We start from the raw sequence: 21,508 nt of genomic DNA, 5'->3' as shown, positions 1-21,508 counted from the left end.
ATTTTTGATTATTCATCAAGGAAGCTACGCAGAACTTCAGAGCGGCTTGGATGACGCAGTTTACGCAGTGCTTTTGCCTCGATCTGACGAATACGTTCACGGGTGACGTCAAACTGTTTACCGACTTCCTCTAGTGTATGGTCAGTATTCATATCAATACCGAAACGCATACGCAGTACTTTTGCCTCACGAGCAGTTAACCCAGCCAAAACATCGTGGGTTGCTGAGCGCAGGCTTTCTGAGGTCGCAGAATCCAGCGGCAGTTCCAGCGTTGTATCTTCAATAAAATCACCCAGATGTGAATCTTCATCATCACCAATTGGGGTTTCCATTGAGATTGGTTCTTTGGCGATTTTCAGTACTTTGCGGATTTTATCTTCCGGCATTAACATCCGTTCTGCCAATTCTTCCGGTGTTGGTTCGCGTCCCATTTCTTGCAACATTTGGCGGGAGATACGATTGAGTTTGTTGATTGTCTCAATCATATGAACGGGAATACGAATGGTACGAGCTTGGTCGGCAATAGAACGTGTAATTGCTTGACGTATCCACCATGTGGCGTAAGTTGAGAACTTATAACCACGGCGATATTCAAATTTATCAACCGCTTTCATCAGACCAATATTGCCTTCTTGGATCAGATCCAGGAATTGCAGGCCACGGTTGGTATATTTTTTAGCAATTGAAATAACCAGACGTAAGTTAGCTTCAACCATCTCTTTTTTCGCACGGCGGGCTTTTGCTTCACCGATAGACATACGACGGTTGATATCTTTCACTTGTTCAATGGTTAAACCGGTTTCTTCTTCGATCTGACGAAGTCTTTGCAGACTACGTTGTATTTCTTCTTCAACCTCAAGTAGTTTTTCAGACCACGGCTTGTTCATTGCTTTTGCAGCGGTGAACCAGATGTCACTGGTTTCATTACCGGAGAATAAAGTGATGAAGTTCTTCTTCGGCATTTTGCACTGCTCAACACACATTTTCATGATTTGGCGTTCTTGAAGACGAACGCGATCCATCATAGAACGCATGTTGTTGACCAAGTAATCAAACTGTTTTGGCACTAGACGGAACTGTTTGAAAATCTCTGACAGTTTTAAGATTTCGGCTGTAGTATTTGCATGATCACGGCCATTTTTCTTAATTTCCTGACGGGTGATTTCATACTGTTCGTGCAGTTCCTGGAATTTTTGACGAGCTAATTCCGGGTCAATGCTGTTGTCATCATCACCATCGCTATCGTCATCGTTGTCTTCATCGTCTTCATCATCATCGTCATCAAGCTCTTCTTGTGGGAGCTCAGAACCAACGTGAGTTGCGGTAGGTGCGAGGTCTTCTTCTGCGTTCGGATCAACGAAACCGGTAATTAGATCTGACAAGCGAGCTTCACCAGCTTCTACTCGGTCGTATTGTTCCAGTAAATAGGTAATTGCTTCAGGGTATTCAGCAACAGAGCATTGTACCTGATTGATGCCATCTTCAATGCGTTTAGCAATGTCAATTTCACCTTCCCGGGTCAATAATTCAACGGTACCCATTTCACGCATGTACATACGTACCGGGTCGGTGGTACGGCCGATTTCAGATTCAACGCTAGATAGGACTTGAGCAGCAGCTTCCACAGCGTCTTCGTCTGTGTCGTTAGTAGTTTCTGCTAGCATCAGATCATCGGCATCAGGTGCTTCTTCCATTACCTGAATGCCCATGTCATTGATCATCTGGATGATATCTTCGATCTGATCGGAATCGACGATATCTTCCGGCAGATGGTCATTGACCTCAGCATAGGTCAGATAGCCTTGCTCCTTACCACGGGTGACAAGTAGCTTTAGCTGTGACTGCGGGTTTTGCTCCATAAGACGGTATCCACACTTCAGAGTATTTGGGTTGGTGTCGGTCGGCAAAACTAATCTGCCAACAATAACATTTAGGGGCGTTTTCGTTATATTGCCACTGCCCACTTATAGCGGCAAAATGTAGGGTTTTGTCCCTACCTAAATGCGGCACTTAAGCCGTGAATTCAGTGTTTACTTTCTGGCACGGGACTCATTAATTAAGCGGACTTCTTCACGCTCTTCCTGTGTCAGACCTTCAGTCCTTGCCCTGGCGATAAGAATGTCTAAACGTTCTTCTAACGCGGAATCGACGAGGTGATCCAATGCGTCACGAAATGTATTTTCTGCTATTTCTTCTACTTGTATATCGTTCCATGTAGCTAGTTTTTCAAGTTGTTTACTAAATTTAGTATCACGATATTGTTCTAGTAGCTGCCCAGTTGTTAGCCCTGGTTGAGTAAGGCAAACCTCCACAAGCTCCATAAATAATGGTAAGCCTGCAATCTTGGCCTGCATAATTCCCTGTAGAGGGGGAACTAAAGCGGCTAAGTGTGGGTTTTGTACCAACAGTCCTATAAGTATACGCATAGTTGTCGGTTTTAGCTGCGGCATCTGATAATTATTCCCGTTTTCCAGACGCTGTGGTAATAAATGTTCCAACTGTACTGCATCGGGAATACCTATCATATTACCGAGTTCTTGCCTCATATAGAGGCGTAAAGTTTCTCCCGGAATTTGGTTGATTAATGGTACAGAAAGTGAGCTGAGCTTGGTTTTTCCTTCTGGACTACTTAAGTCAACCTGCGGCAATAACGATTCGAACAAAAATTCGGATAATGTATGAGACTGTTCCATTCTTTGCTCAAATGCCTTACGGCCTTCTTTGCGAACCAGTGAATCAGGATCTTCGCCATCAGGCAAAAACATAAAACGTAACTGCCTACCATCATTTAGATAAGGGAGTGCTGTTTCCAACGCTCTCCATGCAGCGTCACGCCCGGCTCTGTCGCCATCGTAACAACAAATGACGTTATCAGTGGCGCGGAAAAGTAATTGAATATGTTCCGATGTAGTCGAAGTACCTAATGAGGCAACAGCATAATCAATACCAAACTGCGCCAGTGCCACTACGTCCATGTAGCCTTCAACCACTAATAATTGTGAAAGCTCCTTGTGGCTTTTCTGCACTTCATAAAGGCCATATAGTTGGCGACCTTTATGAAAAATTTCAGTTTCTGGTGAATTGAGATATTTAGGGAGTGCATCTCCCAGAACACGTCCACCAAATGCAATCACGCGCCCTCTACGGTCACGAATTGGAAACATCACTCGTTCGCGGAAACGGTCATAAGTCCGGCCATTATCATTTGCGACCAACATACCTGCGTCATTTAATTGTTGACGTTCTTCCGCGTTACGAGCAAACCGTTTCAAGGTGTTATCCCAACCAGCGGGAGCGAAACCAATCGAGAAACGGTGGATAACTTCTTCACTAAGCCCGCGCTGAGCCAGATATTGTCGGGCTTGTTGTGCAGCGGAGGTATTTAATGAATTCTGATAGAAGCTGTTGAGCTTATCCATCAATTGATAAAGATTTTGTCTTTGATGGCGTTCTATCTGGCTACTACCTGAACCCGCTTCATAAGGCACTTCCAGCCCGTGCATGGCTGCTAATTCTTCGATGGATTCAACAAATTCAAGTCTGTCATAATTCATCAGAAAATCGATAGCGTTACCGTGAGCTCCGCAGCCAAAGCAATGATAAAACTGTTTATCGCCATTAACAGTGAACGAAGGCGTTTTCTCGTTATGAAACGGACAACACGCGTGGTAATTTTTACCCTGTTTTTTAAGTGGCACACGAACATCGATCAACTCGATGATATCGGTACGAGCTAATAAATCATTGATAAATGCGCGCGGAATTCGTCCAGCCATAAGCCCTTTTACGCCTGTTGATGAACGACAATAAGCCGCGCTTCCTTTCGGAAAGCACGGCCTTTATCTGCAACTACTGTTATCTGCAAATTTAACCACTGTGCGGGTGAACCGCAAGGATTAGTACAGACGAGTGCGGCGTGCGTTTTCGCGAGCCAGCTTCTTAGCGTGACGTTTTACAGCAGAAGCTTTGGCGCGTTTACGTTCAGTCGTTGGTTTTTCATAGAATTCACGACGACGAACTTCTGCTAATACACCTGCTTTTTCGCAGGAACGCTTGAAGCGACGCAGTGCTACGTCGAATGGCTCGTTTTCACGTACTTTAATTACCGGCATGTGCCTTTCACCTCAATAGAAATCGGTTTTGCTGGCGTGATATGCCAGCCATCTTAAAATGGTGCGGAATTTTACTTCAATGGATACGGCTTTGTAAAGCGCCGCAGCAAATTGAAACAACATTACATGATGACCTGCAATGAGATTTGCAAATCAGTTCTGTAATATTGACGATAACCACACAGGAACTTCACGTAGGGCACTGATTATAGACTAAACAGTAAAAATAGTCAGCATGTAAACCACGCAAATTGTCTCATTAATGATAAACTGGCTTTCTTCTGTGGACTATAGGTAGTGTAATGCGAGTTTTAGGTATAGAAACGTCTTGCGATGAAACCGGAATCGCAATTTATGACGATAAAGCCGGTTTATTGGCAAATCAATTATACAGTCAGATTAAATTACACGCTGATTACGGCGGTGTTGTGCCTGAGCTAGCTTCACGTGACCATATCCGCAAAACAGTTCCGCTGATTCAGGCTGCTTTGAAAGAAGCAAAATTAACGAGTAAAGATATTGATGCCGTTGCTTATACGGCGGGTCCTGGTCTGGTCGGTGCATTATTGGTAGGGGCGACTATTGGCCGCTCTTTGGCATTTTCCTGGGATGTTCCTGCGGTTCCTGTTCATCATATGGAAGGACATTTACTGGCTCCGATGTTGGAAGATAACAGTCCTGAATTTCCGTTCGTGGCTTTGTTAGTGTCTGGTGGTCATACTCAGCTCATTAGCGTAACAGGTATTGGTGAATACGAGTTGCTTGGCGAATCAATAGATGATGCTGCTGGTGAGGCATTTGATAAGACAGCTAAGTTGTTAGGATTGGATTATCCAGGAGGGCCGCTGCTCTCTAAAATGGCTCAAAAAGGGGAAACGGGCCGTTTTGTATTTCCGCGCCCGATGACTGATCGTCCTGGGCTGGATTTTAGTTTTTCCGGACTGAAAACTTTTGCGTCTAATACTATTCATAATAATAGTGATGATGCGCAGACCAGAGCGGATATTGCCCGTGCTTTTGAAGATGCGGTCGTTGATACATTAGCGATCAAATGCAAAAGGGCGCTTGATCAGACGGGATTCAAACGGCTGGTAATGGCTGGTGGTGTCAGCGCTAACCGTACATTGCGCACTAGAATGGAAGAGGTCATGGCTAGATTGGGTGGTGAAGTATTTTATGCACGTCCAGAATTCTGTACAGATAATGGTGCCATGATTGCGCTTGCCGGTATGCTCCGTTTGAAAGGGGGAGTGAGTGATTCTCTTGGGGTGACTGTCAAAGCCCGTTGGCCGTTGTCTGAATTACCGGCCTTATAATTCTTCTCTCAATAATGGAAATAAAAAACCAGTAATTCAGTTGGTTACTGGTTTTTTGCTCATAGCTGTTGTTAATCTTTTTTTCCTTTTTCACTCTTTCTTTGTTTGAATTTTTTCTTGCTCGGTCATCTCTTTTTTCTTTTTCAGCTTGTTCCAGATACGACTTTCCTGGCCGCGCCAAAGGCGTTGAATATTATCATGGTGACGCAGTAGCACCAGACAGCAAAGCATGGCAACTGGAAAAGTAAATTCAGGTTTAAACCACCAGACATAGAAAGGGGCAATTAAAGCGCTAACAATCGCGCCTAAAGAGGAGTAGCCACTTAGTAAGACTGTCAGTAGCCAAGTGCCGGTCATCAAACCCATGAGATCCCAGCCGATGGCGGCAATAGCACCAAAGGCAGTTGCGACACCCTTACCACCTTTAAAATGGAAAAAGATTGGATAAATATGACCGAGGCAAGCAGCTATTGCGGTAATCCCCAAATAGAAAGGGGATACATTGAATTGGTAAGCCAGCCAGACTGGAATCATTCCTTTTAGAACATCAAAAATCAGTACTATTGCCGCAGTACTGCGGCCACCAATCCGCAATACATTCGTCGCTCCTGGATTTCCTGAGCCATATTGGCGAGGATCGGGTAACCCAGCCAGACGGCAGATCAGTATTGCGCTGGAGATCGAACCGCAAAGATACGCGAAGATAATCATACCAAGCGCGATAGCACTCATAATGTCTCTCCAATAATAATGGTCGTTTTCTTAGCTTATCCATGGATAATACGCATATTTAGTCGGAAGTGGTATCCGACAAGTTGAAAATATAGGAAAGCGATGTGATGGATATCGTATTTATTGAGGAATTAGTTGTCATTACTACCATTGGTGTTTATGACTGGGAACAAACCATTAAGCAGAAGTTAGTGTTCGATATCGAAATGGGCTGGGATAACAAACGCGCATCTTCTAGTGATAATGTTGAATATTGTTTGGATTACGCCAAAGTTAGTGAAGCGGTTATCAACCATGTAGAGAATCAAAATTTTGCGCTGGTTGAAAGGGTGGCTGAAGAGGTGGCTGATTTGTTGTTAAACCGCTTTAATTCACCGTGGATACGGATAAAAGTCAGTAAACCGGGGGCTGTAGCACAGGCTCGTCAAGTCGGCGTGATTATTGAAAGAAAAAAATAGTCTTATCAGCAGTGAATTCAGTTGTCATATTGTTGTCATTGTTCTTACCATAGCTTGGCATGCAGCATTGCCAGGCTTAATAATATGTCAATTTGATTAATGACAATGGGAAAATAGCAGCTGGGTTATTCTTGGTTGCCTGTTTCGGATATTTGTTAATGGAGTGTGACTTCTCTATATGACTGACCTTTCTACCTTGTTTCATGCACTTATTCTTGGTGTTGTTGAAGGGCTAACTGAATTTCTTCCTGTTTCCTCTACTGGCCATATGATTATTGTTGGTCACTTGCTGGGGTTTACTGGTGATAAAGCTGAAACATTTGAAGTGATTATTCAGCTTGGATCTATTCTTGCCGTGGTAGTTGTATTTTGGCGTCGTTTGTTTGGGTTAATTGGTATTCACTTTGGTGAAGTTCCTCACGAAGGTAAAACCAACGGCAAGTTGAAACTGAGCCATATTATTCTGGCAATGTTGCCTGCGGTGACTCTTGGTTTACTGTTCCACGATACAATCAAGTCACTGTTTAACCCGCAAAGCGTGATGTATGCTTTAGTTATTGGTGGTGTGTTGTTAATTACAGCAGAAATCTTGAAACCTAAGACACCGACAGCAGAAGGGTTGGATGATATTACTTATCGCCAGGCTTTTATGATTGGTTGCTTTCAGTGTCTGGCATTGTGGCCGGGATTCTCTCGCTCAGGAGCAACAATTTCTGGTGGAATGCTGATGGGGGTTAACCGTTATACTGCTTCAGAATTCTCATTTATTCTGGCTGTGCCAATGATGATGGGGGCGAGCGGGCTGGATCTCTATAAGAGCTTGCACTTTTTAACTGCTGCTGACGCTCCAGTGTTTGCTGTTGGTTTTATTACTGCGTTTATTGTTGCGTTGATAGCAATTAAAACCTTTCTGACATTGATTAAACGTATTTCTTTTATCCCATTTGCTATCTACCGGTTTATTGTAGCAGCGGCTGTTTACTGGGTATTTATATAGTGAGAATGTATCCCCCTAATATCGATTTAATTTAGGTATAATTAAAGTTCGATATTAGGGGAAATGTTAAGTATTTCGATCCTTAAATAGCAGCACTAATCCTGTTGTTGTTTCCATTCAGCTAGTGCTTGTTGACGTTGACGCCGTAACTCATTACCAATATCAGCACCACGCAACCCACTGGCTACAATGTTTTTTACCTGAACCTGGTTGGCAACTTTGAATGCCTGCCGCAGATAATTACCTTGTGGATATGGTGTATCTTCAAACCCGGTACGGCCACGTGCATCTGCTTTACTGATGATAATCAACTGCTCTATCCGCTGAGGTTTACGCCATGCATCAACGGCATCAAACAGCTTAAGTAATGTTTTTGGTCGTAATTGATCGACAGTATGTACTAAATCATGATAATTAGCGGCCAGTTTTGCCAAATCACGGGCAGAATTAGGAACACGCAGACGTTGGCATAATTGGTCCACTAACTTAACGCCTGCTGGGCCATGGCCGTAATGATGAGGCCATTGTTCTGGTGGTGTCAGTCCTTTACCGAGATCATGGCATAGCGCAGCAAAACGGCTATCTACTTCATTTGTCAGTTCAGCCGCAACTTTTAGCACCATCAACGCGTGAATACCGGTATCAATCTCAGGATGCCATTTTTCTGGAGCAGGAACGCCAAACAGATTATTAATTTCAGGAAATAGTACAGCCAGAGCGCCGCAATCACGTAAAATCTGAAAGAAAACCTGTGGTGAATAAGTAGAAAGGGCTTTTTCTGTCTCTTTCCAGACACGTTCTGGTGTGAGTATTGATAACTCCCCGTTAGTTGCCATATTTGACATTAATGCCTGTGTTTCTGGTGCGATGGTAAATCCTAAATGTGCGAAACGTGCAGCAAAACGGGCTACTCGCAATACCCTTAATGGATCTTCAGAAAAAGCGTCAGAAACATGGCGCAAGATACGATTATTTAAGTCACTAATACCATGATAAGGATCGACAAACTCACCGTCAGGTGTTTGAGCAATCGCATTAATTGTCAGGTCACGGCGTAGCAAATCGTCTTCCAATGTGACATTGGGGGCGGCATAACAGGTAAAACCTGTATATCCCAAGCTGGATTTTCTCTCAGTACGCGCCAATGCATACTCTTCATGAGTTTTGGGATGCAGGAATACGGGGAAATCTTTCCCCACTTGCTGGTATCCTTGAGATAACAGCTCTTCCGGTGTTCCGCCAACAACAACCCAATCCCGTTCTTTGACAGGAAGGTTTAGCAGGCGGTCACGTACTGCACCGCCAACCAGATAGATTCTCACCTTAATATTCCTTATCAATTCATCCAACGGTCATTACGTTTACGACGTGGGATCATATGTGGTAGTAACAACCCTAAAATTAAGCCAGCACCAGCAACACCGCCGCCATACATGAACCATTGCAGAATGATATTGCGTTGTTTGTCATCAAGTTGAAGATTTGCAACATCGAGCTTTTTCTCTGCCACGATCAGTTTACTTTTCAGCTGTTCATTTTCTTTTTTTAGCCCAGCAATAATGTCACCGCTGTTTGCAACTTTCTGCTGCATATCGGCAGTACGTTGATTCCAGCTGTTGTCTATATTGGCTAACTTATCAGTGAGTAGCTTTATTTCCCGCTCCATTTCAGGAAGACGGGCCCGTAGGCTCGGTTTATTACTGAGCTGGTTAACTGGCAGCCAGACAATACGGCCTTTATCATCCTTTACTTCAGCGTAATTACTGTCCCGGTTGATGTTGATTAATGTGACTTCATCACCAGCATTCAGTGTGCCGGCAATACGATACTTGTTACCCGGACCTGCGTGAGTGTAGGTAGATAACTCATCGGATACATAGCGTTTTTCTTCAGCTTGGGCAGCAAGTGAAAAACCCAGGCTCAATAACGCTGTAAAAAGTAAAGGTAGTTTTCGCATTGTAATTTCAACTGTCCTTTATCTATGGTGAGTTTAGACTTTGATAGTAAAGAGTTAAGTTTGCTGGAGCAAACAGTAAACCATAAAGAGAAGCTATCTAACTGGTCGAATACAGTGCTTACTGGTTGTGTGTTTAACAAAGCACATTCTGCCAATTACTATCATAACTTTTAGAAAAGAGAAAATTTTAATTTTCTCACTTAGCAAGAAATACTGATCTTTTGCTATAGCTTCGATTAGACAGGAAGCAGTCACAACAACAGCTATTTTTTTTCCGAGATGTTGCACAGAAGAGAAATATTATGCTGACTTTGTTTGGCGGTGTTGTTTGGCATTAAGGAAGAATGACGCCAACTTATAAGATCATGTAATATTTTTGCTCCTATGGAAAAGCTTGATAGTTAAGATAGACAAGACATGAATAAGCCTCGGTTAACCTATTTAAAGAACTATTATGAATCAAACAATTGAACTACTCACTTCGCATCGTAGTGAACGCAGTTATCTTGATAAACCGATTGCTGAAGATGTTCTTACCAGCATCATTGAAGCAGCTCATCTCGCACCAACATCGGTGAATTCGCAACAAGTATCACTAATCGTTATCCGTGATGCCCATCGCCGAGCGAGAATCGCTGAATTGGCTGGTGGTCAGCCGTGGGTCGCTCAGGCACCAGTATTTATTACCGTAGTACTGGATATGCATAAAACACGACTCGGCATCGAGATGAGCGGTAAACAGCAGATCGCGCATCAAAGCATTGAAAGCCTAATTTCTGGCTCAACAGATGTTGGTATCGCACTAGGTGCATTGATGACTGCCGCTCGCTCTCACGGTCTGGGGGTCGTACCAATTGGAGGCATTCGTAATAATCCAAAAGCGATGATTGAGCTCCTGCAATTGCCGGAACTCACTTTCCCAGTGGCCGGTCTGGTGATCGGCTATGTGGATATTCCCGCACAGCAGAAACCGCGTTTGCCGCTCAATAGTTTCTGTCACGAAGAGTATTATCATTGTGAAGTATTATCGGAAGCTATTGAACAGTACAACAAAACGTTAATGGAGCACTGGCAACATATCGATCGCAATGACGGTAGTAATTGGAGCGTGAATACTGCCAATTATTACCAAAATATCTATTACCCAGCAGTGCTCTCTGCTATTCAGCAACAAGGTTTTAAATTGGACAAATAGCATATACCCTTCATCCTTCAAGTTGCTGCTTTGTTGGCTGCTTTCACTCACCCCAGTCACATAGTTATCTATGCTCCTGGGGATTCGTTCACTTGCCGCCGCGCTGCAACTCGAAATTTATTGGGTATAGATAAAATTGGCGTTTAAGAAGCAACGGAACGAAAAATCAACTATCTCGAATGTATTTTGTATTGGAAGCTGATTGATGGAAAATTACATCTGAAGGCTTCCCTAGTAATAAACGTAACTTTCTTGGATTAACCTCTTGATGAGATGAAAATAGCTTGTAGTCGCAAAGAAAAGTGAAATCAGGGTAAGATGATGACTAAAAGATTGTCATCAATGGTGCAGATATGAGTGTAGAAATTGAATTAAAACTTACCGCCAAACCGACAGCTATTCCTGCAATCCGTCAGCAATTATCAATATTTCCTCATCGCTATTTTGTTCCTCAGAAACTAACCAATATCTATTTTGAAACACCAAATAACCAACTTCGCCGTCTTGATATGGGGCTGCGTATTCGTGGTTTTGATGACCAATATGAAATGACGATCAAAACAGCCGGTAAAGTCATTGGTGGGTTGCATCAACGGCCAGAATATAATGTGCGATTGGTAAAGCCTGAACTGGCGCTGACTCTATTTCCACCGCATATCTGGCCTGAAAAGTGTGACGTAGAAGAATTGCAATCCCGCTTGCATGCTTTATTCAGCACTGACTTTATGCGTGAAAAGTGGGTAATCACTTACGGGCAGAGTGAGATTGAAGTGGTGTTTGATCAGGGAGAAATCATCGCAGCAGGTGGCAAAGATCCAATCTGTGAGTTTGAATTGGAATTAAAACAAGGAGCCATAGCTGATGTATTCGCGCTGGCATTTGAGCTGGCAAAATCAGATGGTTTGCGGCCGGGAAATAAAAGTAAAGCAGCCCGTGGCTATCAGTTAACTCAGGGAAAACCGAGGGCAATTTCGTCTCCAGTGCCGACAGAAATTGACATGCAGCAGCCATTATCATCTGTGCTTTCATCAATATTAATCGATTGGCAAGATCAGGAAGAATACTGGCTGGCAGGCTTATCCGAAGGTCGGAATGGTTTGAAGCAAGTACTTACTTTGGTCCAGCAGACGATGGAATGTTTTAGTGAGCCAGCAGGCAGGTTGGAACAATTGGATGATCAATTAACTGCTATCAAGCAAAAATTATCGGTGGCGGAAACAGAGGCTGAAACTCTGTGTTACAGCTCAGTTTATTTGCAATGTAAGCTAGCGCTAACTATGCGGTTGGTAAATCTCTCTGCTTAAATAACAGGAATTCGCTATGTTGCCACTTTCAACTCCGCTTCTGGCTCAATTACAGAGTGTGACTGAGCATTTTCAGGAATTGGCTTTATGTATTGAACCTTTTACTCCTCATGAGCAGGCGGTGTTATCACTGAGTGATTTTGTTGCTGAAAATTTGCAGATTCACCCTGAATGGTTAGCTGAAATCCGCCAAAATCCACCTGAAGCGCAAGAATGGCACCAATATGCTGAATGGTTGCAACGGTTGCTTTCATCAGCAGAAAATGAAAATACCTTAATGCGGGTTTTACGTCAGTTTCGTAGCAAAATTCTGGTCAGAATTGCCTGGTTACAAGCGTTACATGGCAGTACTACTCAGGATACGTTGCAACAGCTTAGTGTGTTGGCTGAAACGCTGATTGTTGCTGCCCGTGACTGGTTGTATCAGCGTTGTTGTCAGGATTGGGGAACGCCTTATAATCAGCAAGGTGAGCCACAACCACTATTAATTCTCGGCATGGGAAAACTCGGTGGTGGTGAGCTGAATTTTTCTTCCGATATTGACCTGATTTTTGTCTATCCTGAAAACGGGATTACCCGAGGTGGTCGCCGTGAAATGGATAATTCTCAGTTTTTTACTCGCCTGGGACAGCGTCTTATCAAAGTACTCGATCAGCAGACAGTGGATGGTTTTGTATATCGGGTTGATATGCGTTTGCGTCCATTCGGTGACAGTGGCCCGCTGGTATTCAGTTTTGCAGCGTTAGAAGATTATTATCAAGAGCAAGGACGCGACTGGGAACGTTATGCGATGATTAAAGCGCGCATTATGGGATCGGACAGTGAATCATATTGTGAAGAACTACGCCGGATGCTGAGGCCATTTATTTTTCGCCGTTATATCGATTTCAGTGTGATTCAGTCCCTGAGAAATATGAAAGGGATGATTGAACGGGAAGTTCGTCGCCGTGGTTTGAAAGACAATATCAAACTGGGTGCGGGCGGCATTCGTGAAATCGAATTTATCACTCAGGTATTTCAGCTTATTCGTGGTGGTCGTGAGTTGTGCTTGCAATCTCAGGCACTGTTACCCACTTTGCAAGTAATCGAAAAGCTGGAGCTTTTACAGCCATTACAGATTAAACAACTAACTGATAGTTATCTCTTTTTACGGCGGTTGGAAAATCTTTTACAGTCAATCAATGATCAGCAAACTCAGACTTTGCCAGAAGAGGAGCTGAACCGCTCACGATTGGCATGGGGTATGAAATTCACAAGCTGGGATGATTTGATTATTGAGTTGAACAGCAAGATGGGAGCCGTTCGGGTTATTTTTACCCAATTAATTGGTGATGATAGTGATAATGGTGAAAAAGAACCCTATCATGTGCCATTTAAGAGCTTGTGGCTGGAACATCTTGAAAAAGAAGAATTAGTAATACTTGCTCCGCATTTAGATGAATTGGTTGCACAACAGATATTGCACACCATTTCTCTATACCGTCATGATGTAGGCAAAAGAACCATTGGCCCTCGTGGGCGCGATGTCCTTGATCATCTGATGCCACGGTTATTGGCAAAAATTTGTTTACGACAAGATGCCAATACGGTTCTAGAACGGATTATTCCGCTGTTACTTAGTATTGTCAGCCGTACAACTTACTTGGAATTAATACTGGAATCGGAAGCCGTATTGACGCATGTTATTCGGCTGTGTGCTGCTTCACCAATGATTGCGACTCAGCTTTCCCTTCATCCATTGTTACTGGATGAGCTGCTTGATCCACAATTTCTGTATAAGCCGTTGCCTCTGTATGCTTATAAAGATGAACTACGACAATATTTGTTGCGCATACCGGAAGATGACGAAGAGCAGCAATTAGAGGCTCTCCGTCAATTTAAGCAGGCGCAATTACTGAGGATTGCCGCGGAGGATATTACCGGCGTGCTACCGGTGATGAAAGTGAGTGATCATCTGACTTATCTGGCTGAGGCAATTATTGAGGCTGTAGTTCAACAGGCTTGGAACCAAATGGTAAAGCGCTATGGTATTCCATCACATCTGAGCCAGCGTGAAGGGTTGGGATTTGCTGTGATCGGCTATGGCAAACTTGGAGGTTGGGAACTGGGCTATGGTTCCGATCTTGATTTGGTTTTCCTACTTGATTGCCCAATGGATGTGATGACCGATGGCGATCGGTCGATTGATGCCCGGCAATTTTATTTGCGTCTTGCTCAACGAATTATGCACCTGTTTAGTACCCGAACTTCCTCCGGTGTTTTGTATGATGTAGATGTTCGTTTGCGTCCTTCTGGCGAGTCAGGAATGTTGGTCAGTACCATCGAAGCGTTTGCTGATTATCAACAGAATGAAGCGTGGACTTGGGAACATCAGGCATTGGTACGCGCTCGTATGGTATTTGGTGATGAAAGATTGCAGCAGGATTTTGAACGAATACGTCACCAGACGTTATGTACGCGACGGGAACCGGCTTTGTTACGTCAGCAGGTCAGGGAAATGCGAGAGAAGATGCATAAACATTTAGGTAGTCGTCATTCAGATCAATTTGACATCAAAGCTGATCCGGGGGGGATTACTGATATTGAATTTATTGCTCAGTATCTGGTACTACGTTACGCATCTGAGAATGAACGATTGACTCGTTGGTCAGATAATGTGCGAATTTTCGAATTGATGGCAGCTTATGGAATTATGGATGAAAATGAAGCCGCCTCGTTGACTCAGGCTTATGTTTCCATGCGTGATGAATTGCATCATTTGGCGTTGCAGGAGTTTTCCAGTCAGGTATCAGCTGATTGTTTCAGCCGGCAACAGGAACAAGTACGTTATAGCTGGCAACAGTGGTTGGGTGGGCAATAACAGTTGATACCGGTTTTGTGTGTGGATTTTACTGGCATTTTCTGGGCTTATGATAATATTTGTCACTAGTTAATATCTGATATTTGGAGCAAGGGATGAAAGTAACACTCCCGGATTTTCATCGTGCAGGCGTTTTGGTTGTCGGTGATGTGATGTTAGACCGCTATTGGTATGGACCAACCAGCCGGATCTCACCGGAAGCACCGGTGCCTGTAGTAAAAGTAAATACCATTGAGGAGCGCCCGGGTGGCGCGGCTAACGTTGCTATGAATATTGCTGCGCTTGGAGCGAATTCACATTTGGTTGGATTGACTGGAATTGACGACGCCGCACGTGCGCTGAATAAAAAATTGAGCGGTGTGAAGGTGCGTTGTGATTTTGTTGCTGTGCCAACACATCCGACAATTACTAAGCTGAGGGTACTTTCCCGTAATCAGCAGTTAATCCGTTTAGATTTCGAAGAAGGTTTCGAAAACGTTGATGCACAACCGATGCTTGAGCGTATTGAAAAGGCGTTACCCCATATTGGAGCGGTGGTTCTGTCTGACTATGCCAAAGGTGCGTTGAGTCAAGTTCAGAGCATGATCAGACTGGCAAACGATGCCAAAGTTCCGGTGTTAATCGATCCAAAGGGGAATGATTTTGAGCGTTATCGTGGCGCAACGCTGTTAACGCCGAATTTGTCTGAATTTGAAGCAGTAGTGGGTTGCTGCAAAGATGACGATGAACTGGTTGAGAAGGGCACTAAGCTGGTTAAAGATCTGGATCTTCAGGCATTACTGATCACCCGTTCTGAGCAAGGAATGAGTTTGCTGAGTGTCGATCAACCGCCACTACATTTGCCGACTCAGGCGCAAGAAGTATTTGATGTTACCGGTGCTGGCGATACGGTTATTGGTGTGTTAGCAACTGCAATTGCAGCGGGAAGGCCACTGAATGAAGCTTGTTTCCTAGCGAATGCGGCAGCGGGCGTTGTTGTTGGCAAACTGGGGACTTCAACGGTTTCGCCAATTGAATTGGAGAACGCTGTCCGTGGCCGTGCTGAAACCGGTTTTGGTGTCATGACTGAATTTCAGCTTAAACAAGCGGTTGCTGATGCTCGTCAGCGCGGAGAAAAAATCGTGATGACCAATGGTTGTTTTGATATTTTGCACGCAGGTCATGTCTCTTATCTAGAAAATGCCCGTAAGTTGGGTGATCGGCTAATTGTTGCCGTTAACAGTGATGCATCAACTAAGCGGTTAAAAGGTGAAAGTCGCCCTGTCAATCCACTGGAACAACGGATGATCGTGTTATCTGCGCTGGGCGCTGTGGATTGGGTCGTTCCGTTTGAAGAAGATACACCTCGCCGTTTGATTGCAGATGTTTTGCCGGATGTATTGGTTAAAGGCGGTGATTATAAACCTGAAGAGATTGCTGGTAGTGAAGAGGTTTGGGCTGCTGGTGGTGAAGTCAAAGTGCTGAACTTTGAAGACGGTATTTCAACGACTAATATTATTAAAGCGATTAAAAAGCAGTAAATAACTCTTTATAAAACAGAGCTTGCTGAGAAATACAGTACTGAAAAAAGTATGCCGTTGGAGTGAAAAATAGAATATTCCAGCGGCATCGTTTTGTGGATATGGCAGGATTTCACTTTGTTTACCCTGCTATACCTAATAGATTTCGAGCCGCAGCGTGGCGGCAAGTGAACGAATCCTCAGGAGCATAGATAACGATGTGACTGGGGTAAGTGAAAGCAACTAATAAAGCAGCAACTTGAAAGATAAACGGTATATACCCAATAAATTTCGAGTTGCAGCGCGGCGGCAAGTGAACGAATCCCCAGGAGCATAGATAACTATGTGACTGGGGTGAGTGAAAGCAGCCAACAAAGCAGCAACTTGAAGGATGAAGGGTATATATTCAATTCATTTATCGGCGATTCTATATTCCGCTTATTTTACATTTAACTAACCTGCCGCAATCATTTAAAATCGTGAATACCGAGGTATTTAAGATTTAAAAAAACCGATTTAACTCAGTAAATGTAACTTTTCAACTGGAGAGTTAATTGTATTTAACTGAAAACAATTAACTATTAATAACGAGTTGAAAAGGAATCGGCATGTAAAAGAATATTATTTAAATAGATGGAGTTTAATTGTTTTCTCGCTGGTTATATTACGTAGAAAACTTTAAGAATGATGCAGTAAAAAAGGGATAAAGCGATTAATCTGGCAGGATTTAAGCCATTTGAAAAATGGAGGAATTATCTGAAAAAACAGAAGGAGCGGATTTTATCTAATCAGGTTATTTATTGGTTTATTTATGAAGAAAAAATGCAGGGAGGACGATGAAAATCCTCGGGATTTTCAGTAAATATTATCGTAAACGATAGGCGGTGATAAAAAAGGGAAAAATCGAAAAGCAGAGTCAGTAAAAATAAAAAGCGGGCATAATAAGCATTCGTTAAAAGTAAAACACATGATAGCCGATGGTGATTAAACTTAACAAAAAGCAGGTGTTAAAAGTGGTAAAAACAATGGTAAAAACTTTATACCAGTTAAAACCATAAGTTAAAATAATAACTTTTTAAAACCTGCTTATCATAAAATCTAGCGTAATATCGGTTCCGTATAAAAAAGCATTGAAGTTTTATCACCTTGATAATATGGACAATACAGTATCTTCTGGTAATGCCTTGTTTAAAACATTCATACTGGCCTGAATGCATTTATCTGGGATTGAGATATCTTTTTAGACCGAGGCAGCACTGAAGACATTGGTATTTATGGCCGTACCTTTAATCTACAGGCTCCAGTTGAGCAACCACAATTAACAATGTGCCCCTCCAGTGCAACAGGTATTCCCTGTATATTGAACAAATGGGAGCCTTCTGCAATAGCACCTGTTTGTTTGCAGGCAGGGCAAAACACCGGATCGCCTTTACAGGCAACCGATCGTTGTTGGTTTACCAAGCCGGAGCCATTTAAAACATCGCCTCCGGTTGTGGTGGTATCACCTTTAAGTATAATTTTCTTTCCTTCCACTACACTTCGCATCGTTTACTCCATTATATTTTCCGTTTCCCGTATCAGGTGCCATATTGTTGTCCCTGACTCTGCGCCTTCAATATCAAAAGCCATCACACCCTGAGCAAAGAAATACTGCTGACCTGGCAGGCTATCGGTTTGCCAAATCCCGCTGACCAATGCAGGATGACCACCTCTCAGCGGAGTGACATGTAGAGGTCCGCGGTCATAACGGGCATACCAGGCTAGGGTGGAAGTTGAATTAAAATGACCTTCACCATAGAAGTGCAATGAATGGCCTTCACGAGGTATCACCCGTATCGGACGTATCAGCTGGTTAATGGCAAAATAACTCTCCGGGACACTGCCCGGCAGAGGCGTTAAGTCCGGGTATTGACCAGCGCGGATCATCAGGCCATTGGAGTAGGGACTAATCATCACATCCGTGTAACGTGCCAGCGTTTTACGTATCCAGACTTCTCCACCCAGTCGGTTTACAAAGCGTTTGGACAGTAAGGTGATCCAGTTAATGCCACGGATGGAGTGTTCATACTGTAATTTAGCTGTGAACACTGCGGAGTTCACTTGTAAGGAAGGGTAACGTTGCGCCAGTTGATACTCTAAGGGAAAGTAGCCATAGAAGTCGTTGGGTAAGACCAGACTGTAGCCACAGTCCCCACTGTCCGGTTCGAGTTGGTCACATAGAAAGTCCAGCCAGGCCATAAAGCGGGTCATACCATCCTGTTCTTTCAAATAATCCCAAGGCAGTGTGAGACTTAGGTAAGAGCTATCATCGTCACCATCTATTTCTCTGGAATCCAGATAACGCATCAGATAACGAGGTGCCTCATCTTCATTTTTGGCATCACTGACCACCCAACCAGAAAACTGGTTTTTTTTCTGATTAAGAATGCCTTCTTCCACTTTAGCAATATTTTCTGGTGAATATTTTTTTAGCCCTTCCAGCTCATGACGGTGAAAACGCAGGTAGGTACCAAACTCTTCGCGAAAGCGGCGGTAGCAGGCCAGAATGCGTTGCTTTTTCTCCTGGGTGTAACCCTGTTTAAAAAACAGGGTGATAGAAATCCCAAGACGAGAAACGGTCAGCCCATCGCCATTGAGGAAGGTAAACGCGGTCAGTTGTGATTTCAACTGAGCAAAGTAATCTGAAGTTTCCATCATTTTTTCCGTGAATTATGAGGTGGTGGATAATCTGTTATTCCCACATATTTGCCGCTTCCCGTACCAGATGCCATACGGTTGTGCCCGGTTTTGCACCTTGAACATCAAAAGCCATCACACCCTGAGCAAAGAAGTACTGCTGACCGGGCAGGCTATCGGTTTGCCAAATCCCGCTGACCAATGCAGGATGACCACCTCTCAGCGGAGTGACATGTAGAGGTCCGCGGTCATAACGGGCATACCAGGCTAGGGTGGAAGTTGAATTAAAATGACCTTCACCATAGAAGTGCAATGAATGGCCTTCACGAGGTATCACCCGTATCGGACGTATCAGCTGGTTAATGGCAAAATAACTCTCCGGGACACTGCCCGGCAGAGGCGTTAAGTCCGGGTATTGACCAGCGCGGATCATCAGGCCATTGGAGTAGGGACTAATCATCACATCCGTGTAACGTGCCAGCGTTTTACGTATCCAGACTTCTCCACCCAGTCGGTTTACAAATCGTTTGGACAGTAAGGTGATCCAGTTAATGCCACGGATGGAGTGTTCATACTGTAATTTAGCAGTGTGCACTGCGGAGTTCACTTGCAGGGAAGGGTAACGTTGTGCCAGTTGGTACTCTAAAGGAAAGTAGTCATAGAAGTCGTTGGGTAAGACCAGACAATAACCACAGTCCCCACTGTCCGGTTCAAGTTGGTCACACAGAAAGTCCAGCCAGGCCATAAATCGGGTCATGCCGTCTTGTGCTTTCAGATAATTCCAAGGAAGTGTCAGGCTTAGGTAAGAACTGCCGTTATCACCACTTATTTCCCGGGAATCCAAGTAACGCATCAGATAATGAGGTGCCTCATCTTCATTTTTAGCATCACTGACCACCCAACCAGAAAACTGGTTTTTTTTCTGATTAAGAATACCCTCTTCCACTTTGGCAATATTTTCCGGGGAATATTTTCTTAACCCTTTAAATTCATGACGGTGAAAACGCAGGTGGGTACCGAATTCCTCCCGAAAGCGCCGGTAACAAGCCAGAATGCGCTGTTTTTTCTCTTGAGTGTAGCCCTGTTTAAAAAACAGGGTAATCGAGAGACCCAGGCGAGAAACAGTCAGTTCATCGGCATTGATAAAAAGAAAAGAAGTCAGTTGTGATCTCAACTGGGCAAAGTAATCTGAAGTTTCCATCATTTTTTCCGTGAATTATGAGGTGGTGGATAATCTGTTATTCCCACATATTTGCCGTTTCCCGTATCAGGTGCCATATCGTTGTCCCTGACTCTGCGCCTTCAATATCAAAAGCCATCACACCCTGAGTAAAGAAATACTGCTGACCTGGCAGGCTATCGGTTTGCCAAATCCCGCTGACCAATGCAGGATGACCACCTCTCAGCGGAGTGACATGTAGCGGTCCGCGGTCATAACGGGCATACCAGGCTAGGGTGGAAGTTGAATTAAAATGACCTTCACCATAGAAGTGCAATGAATGGCCTTCACGAGGTATCACCCGTATCGGACGTATCAGCTGGTTAATGGCAAAATAACTCTCCGGGACACTGCCCGGCAGAGGCGTTAAGTCCGGGTATTGACCAGCGCGGATCATCAGGCCATTGGAGTAGGGACTAATCATCACATCCGTGTAACGTGCCAGCGTTTTACGTATCCAGACTTCTCCACCCAGTCGGTTTACAAAGCGTTTGGACAGTAAGGTGATCCAGTTAATGCCACGGATGGAGTGTTCATACTGTAATACCGCAGTATGAACCGCAGAATTGACTTGCAGAGAGGGGTAACGTTGCGCTAACTGGTACTCTAAGGGAAAATAGTCATAGAAGTCGTTAGGTAATACCAGACAGTAGCCACAATCTCCACTGTCCGGTTCGAGTTGGTCACACAGAAAATCCAGCCAGGCCGTAAATCGGGTCATGCCTTCTTGTTCTTTCAGATAATCCCAAGGTAATACCAAACTGAGGTAAGAGCTACTGTCGTCACCATCATCCTCATCGGAATCTAGGTAATGCATCAGATAGCGAGGGGCTTCATAGATATTTTTAGCGTCACTAATATCCCAAGTAGAGGGCTGATTTTTTTTCTGATTTAGTATGCCCTCTTCAACTTTAGCAATATTTTCCGGTGAATATTTTTTTAATCCTTTTAGTGCATGCCGGTGAAAACGCAGGTGAGTGCCAAACTCTTCGCGAAAGCGCCGGTAACAAGCCAGAATGCGCTGTTTTTTCTCCTGAGTGTAACCCTGTTTAAAAAACAGGGTAATCGAGATACCCAGGCGAGAAACAGTCAGCCCATCGGCATTGATAAAAAGAAAAGAGGTCAGTTGTGATCTCAACTGGGCAAAGTAATCTGAAGTTTCCATCATTTTTTCCGTGAATTA

The 21,508-nt window shown here is 43.9% G+C and carries 17 protein-coding genes; 7 read left to right on the top strand and 10 right to left on the bottom strand.

Annotation, left to right across the window (positions count from 1 at the left end; all coding sequences use genetic code 11):
• Nucleotides 1–8: 8 nt before the first annotated feature.
• From rpoD to rpsU, 3 genes are all read right to left on the bottom strand, one after another.
• Nucleotides 9–1,859 (bottom strand): RNA polymerase sigma factor RpoD, encoded by a 1,851-nt coding sequence (rpoD, locus tag BDD30_RS07890; protein WP_041382401.1) that lies wholly within the window; start codon nt 1,857–1,859, stop codon nt 9–11.
• A 171-nt stretch (nt 1,860–2,030) separates the two neighbouring features.
• Nucleotides 2,031–3,776, bottom strand: a complete 1,746-nt coding sequence (gene dnaG / locus BDD30_RS07885; protein ID WP_015835674.1) for a DNA primase — start codon at nt 3,774–3,776, stop codon at nt 2,031–2,033.
• A gap of 120 nt (nt 3,777–3,896) precedes the next feature.
• The gene (gene rpsU / locus BDD30_RS07880; protein WP_001144069.1) at nt 3,897–4,112 is read right to left on the bottom strand and encodes a 30S ribosomal protein S21; all 216 of its coding nucleotides are present in this window, start codon (nt 4,110–4,112) and stop codon (nt 3,897–3,899) included.
• Between the two features lie 302 nt (nt 4,113–4,414).
• Here rpsU and tsaD point away from each other — a divergent pair, with 302 nt between their 5' ends.
• Nucleotides 4,415–5,428: a tRNA (adenosine(37)-N6)-threonylcarbamoyltransferase complex transferase subunit TsaD gene (gene tsaD, locus BDD30_RS07875; RefSeq protein WP_015835673.1), complete on the top strand. Its 1,014-nt coding sequence runs from the start codon at nt 4,415–4,417 to the stop codon at nt 5,426–5,428.
• A 90-nt stretch (nt 5,429–5,518) separates the two neighbouring features.
• Here the strand turns inward: tsaD and plsY are convergent, their stop codons facing one another.
• Nucleotides 5,519–6,160 (bottom strand): glycerol-3-phosphate 1-O-acyltransferase PlsY, encoded by a 642-nt coding sequence (gene plsY / locus BDD30_RS07870; protein ID WP_015835672.1) that lies wholly within the window; start codon nt 6,158–6,160, stop codon nt 5,519–5,521.
• A 107-nt stretch (nt 6,161–6,267) separates the two neighbouring features.
• Here plsY and folB point away from each other — a divergent pair, with 107 nt between their 5' ends.
• Together folB and bacA are read left to right on the top strand one after the other, a co-directional pair.
• Entirely contained in the window at nt 6,268–6,618 is a 351-nt protein-coding gene (gene folB, locus BDD30_RS07865) for a bifunctional dihydroneopterin aldolase/7,8-dihydroneopterin epimerase (RefSeq protein ID WP_041382399.1), read from the top strand.
• Nucleotides 6,619–6,796: 178 nt separating this feature from the next.
• A complete protein-coding gene (gene bacA / locus BDD30_RS07860; protein WP_015835670.1) occupies nt 6,797–7,615 on the top strand; it encodes an undecaprenyl-diphosphate phosphatase in 819 nt (272 codons plus the stop codon).
• Nucleotides 7,616–7,710: 95 nt separating this feature from the next.
• On the opposite strand, the gene BDD30_RS07855 is transcribed toward bacA, so the two are convergent.
• Both BDD30_RS07855 and BDD30_RS07850 read right to left on the bottom strand, forming a co-directional pair.
• The gene (locus tag BDD30_RS07855) at nt 7,711–8,937 is read right to left on the bottom strand and encodes a multifunctional CCA addition/repair protein (protein ID WP_015835669.1); all 1,227 of its coding nucleotides are present in this window, start codon (nt 8,935–8,937) and stop codon (nt 7,711–7,713) included.
• 14 nt (nt 8,938–8,951) lie between these two features.
• Entirely contained in the window at nt 8,952–9,572 is a 621-nt protein-coding gene (locus BDD30_RS07850; RefSeq protein WP_015835668.1) for a TIGR04211 family SH3 domain-containing protein, read from the bottom strand.
• Between the two features lie 454 nt (nt 9,573–10,026).
• Between BDD30_RS07850 and BDD30_RS07845 the strand changes: the two genes are divergently transcribed.
• The 4 genes from BDD30_RS07845 (at nt 10,027) to hldE (ending at nt 16,451) form a co-directional block, all read left to right on the top strand.
• A complete protein-coding gene (locus BDD30_RS07845) occupies nt 10,027–10,767 on the top strand; it encodes an NADPH-dependent oxidoreductase (RefSeq protein WP_015835667.1) in 741 nt (246 codons plus the stop codon).
• Between the two features lie 353 nt (nt 10,768–11,120).
• Nucleotides 11,121–12,071, top strand: coding sequence for a CYTH domain-containing protein (locus tag BDD30_RS07840; protein WP_015835666.1), 951 nt, complete (start codon nt 11,121–11,123; stop codon nt 12,069–12,071).
• Nucleotides 12,072–12,087: 16 nt separating this feature from the next.
• Complete coding sequence (gene glnE / locus BDD30_RS07835) at nt 12,088–14,931, top strand: bifunctional [glutamate--ammonia ligase]-adenylyl-L-tyrosine phosphorylase/[glutamate--ammonia-ligase] adenylyltransferase (RefSeq protein WP_015835665.1); 2,844 nt, start codon at nt 12,088–12,090, stop codon at nt 14,929–14,931.
• Between the two features lie 95 nt (nt 14,932–15,026).
• Entirely contained in the window at nt 15,027–16,451 is a 1,425-nt protein-coding gene (gene hldE / locus BDD30_RS07830; RefSeq protein WP_015835664.1) for a bifunctional D-glycero-beta-D-manno-heptose-7-phosphate kinase/D-glycero-beta-D-manno-heptose 1-phosphate adenylyltransferase HldE, read from the top strand.
• Between the two features lie 1,251 nt (nt 16,452–17,702).
• Here the strand turns inward: hldE and BDD30_RS07825 are convergent.
• The 4 genes from BDD30_RS07825 to BDD30_RS07810 are packed head-to-tail and all read right to left on the bottom strand — an operon-like array spanning nt 17,703 to nt 21,490.
• The gene (locus tag BDD30_RS07825) at nt 17,703–17,975 is read right to left on the bottom strand and encodes a PAAR domain-containing protein (protein WP_015835662.1); all 273 of its coding nucleotides are present in this window, start codon (nt 17,973–17,975) and stop codon (nt 17,703–17,705) included.
• Between the two features lie 3 nt (nt 17,976–17,978).
• Complete coding sequence (locus tag BDD30_RS07820) at nt 17,979–19,124, bottom strand: DUF3396 domain-containing protein (protein ID WP_041382396.1); 1,146 nt, start codon at nt 19,122–19,124, stop codon at nt 17,979–17,981.
• Nucleotides 19,125–19,161: 37 nt separating this feature from the next.
• Nucleotides 19,162–20,307: a DUF3396 domain-containing protein gene (locus BDD30_RS07815; protein WP_041382394.1), complete on the bottom strand. Its 1,146-nt coding sequence runs from the start codon at nt 20,305–20,307 to the stop codon at nt 19,162–19,164.
• A gap of 37 nt (nt 20,308–20,344) precedes the next feature.
• On the bottom strand, nt 20,345–21,490 hold the full coding sequence (locus BDD30_RS07810; RefSeq protein WP_041382392.1) for a DUF3396 domain-containing protein: 1,146 nt from the start codon (nt 21,488–21,490) through the stop codon (nt 20,345–20,347).
• Nucleotides 21,491–21,508 lie beyond the last annotated feature (18 nt).

Origin of the sequence: Photorhabdus asymbiotica (assembly GCF_003634575.1) — a bacterium.
Classification (GTDB): Bacteria; Pseudomonadota; Gammaproteobacteria; order Enterobacterales; family Enterobacteriaceae; genus Photorhabdus; species Photorhabdus asymbiotica.
Note: the sequence above shows the minus strand (reverse complement) of the source record. Positions and strands in the feature narration are given on the sequence as shown.

Coding starts and splice junctions, on each gene's coding strand:
- hldE (WP_015835664.1), top strand. CDS start 15,027: ATGAAAGTAACACTCCCGGATTTTCATCGTGCAGGCGTTTTGGTTGTC.
- BDD30_RS07850 (WP_015835668.1), bottom strand. CDS start 9,572: ATGCGAAAACTACCTTTACTTTTTACAGCGTTATTGAGCCTGGGTTTT.
- rpsU (WP_001144069.1), bottom strand. CDS start 4,112: ATGCCGGTAATTAAAGTACGTGAAAACGAGCCATTCGACGTAGCACTG.
- BDD30_RS07845 (WP_015835667.1), top strand. CDS start 10,027: ATGAATCAAACAATTGAACTACTCACTTCGCATCGTAGTGAACGCAGT.
- folB (WP_041382399.1), top strand. CDS start 6,268: ATGGATATCGTATTTATTGAGGAATTAGTTGTCATTACTACCATTGGT.
- rpoD (WP_041382401.1), bottom strand. CDS start 1,859: ATGGAGCAAAACCCGCAGTCACAGCTAAAGCTACTTGTCACCCGTGGT.
- BDD30_RS07820 (WP_041382396.1), bottom strand. CDS start 19,124: ATGGAAACTTCAGATTACTTTGCTCAGTTGAAATCACAACTGACCGCG.
- BDD30_RS07810 (WP_041382392.1), bottom strand. CDS start 21,490: ATGGAAACTTCAGATTACTTTGCCCAGTTGAGATCACAACTGACCTCT.
- tsaD (WP_015835673.1), top strand. CDS start 4,415: ATGCGAGTTTTAGGTATAGAAACGTCTTGCGATGAAACCGGAATCGCA.
- BDD30_RS07815 (WP_041382394.1), bottom strand. CDS start 20,307: ATGGAAACTTCAGATTACTTTGCCCAGTTGAGATCACAACTGACTTCT.
- dnaG (WP_015835674.1), bottom strand. CDS start 3,776: ATGGCTGGACGAATTCCGCGCGCATTTATCAATGATTTATTAGCTCGT.
- glnE (WP_015835665.1), top strand. CDS start 12,088: ATGTTGCCACTTTCAACTCCGCTTCTGGCTCAATTACAGAGTGTGACT.
- BDD30_RS07825 (WP_015835662.1), bottom strand. CDS start 17,975: ATGCGAAGTGTAGTGGAAGGAAAGAAAATTATACTTAAAGGTGATACC.
- bacA (WP_015835670.1), top strand. CDS start 6,797: ATGACTGACCTTTCTACCTTGTTTCATGCACTTATTCTTGGTGTTGTT.
- plsY (WP_015835672.1), bottom strand. CDS start 6,160: ATGAGTGCTATCGCGCTTGGTATGATTATCTTCGCGTATCTTTGCGGT.
- BDD30_RS07840 (WP_015835666.1), top strand. CDS start 11,121: ATGAGTGTAGAAATTGAATTAAAACTTACCGCCAAACCGACAGCTATT.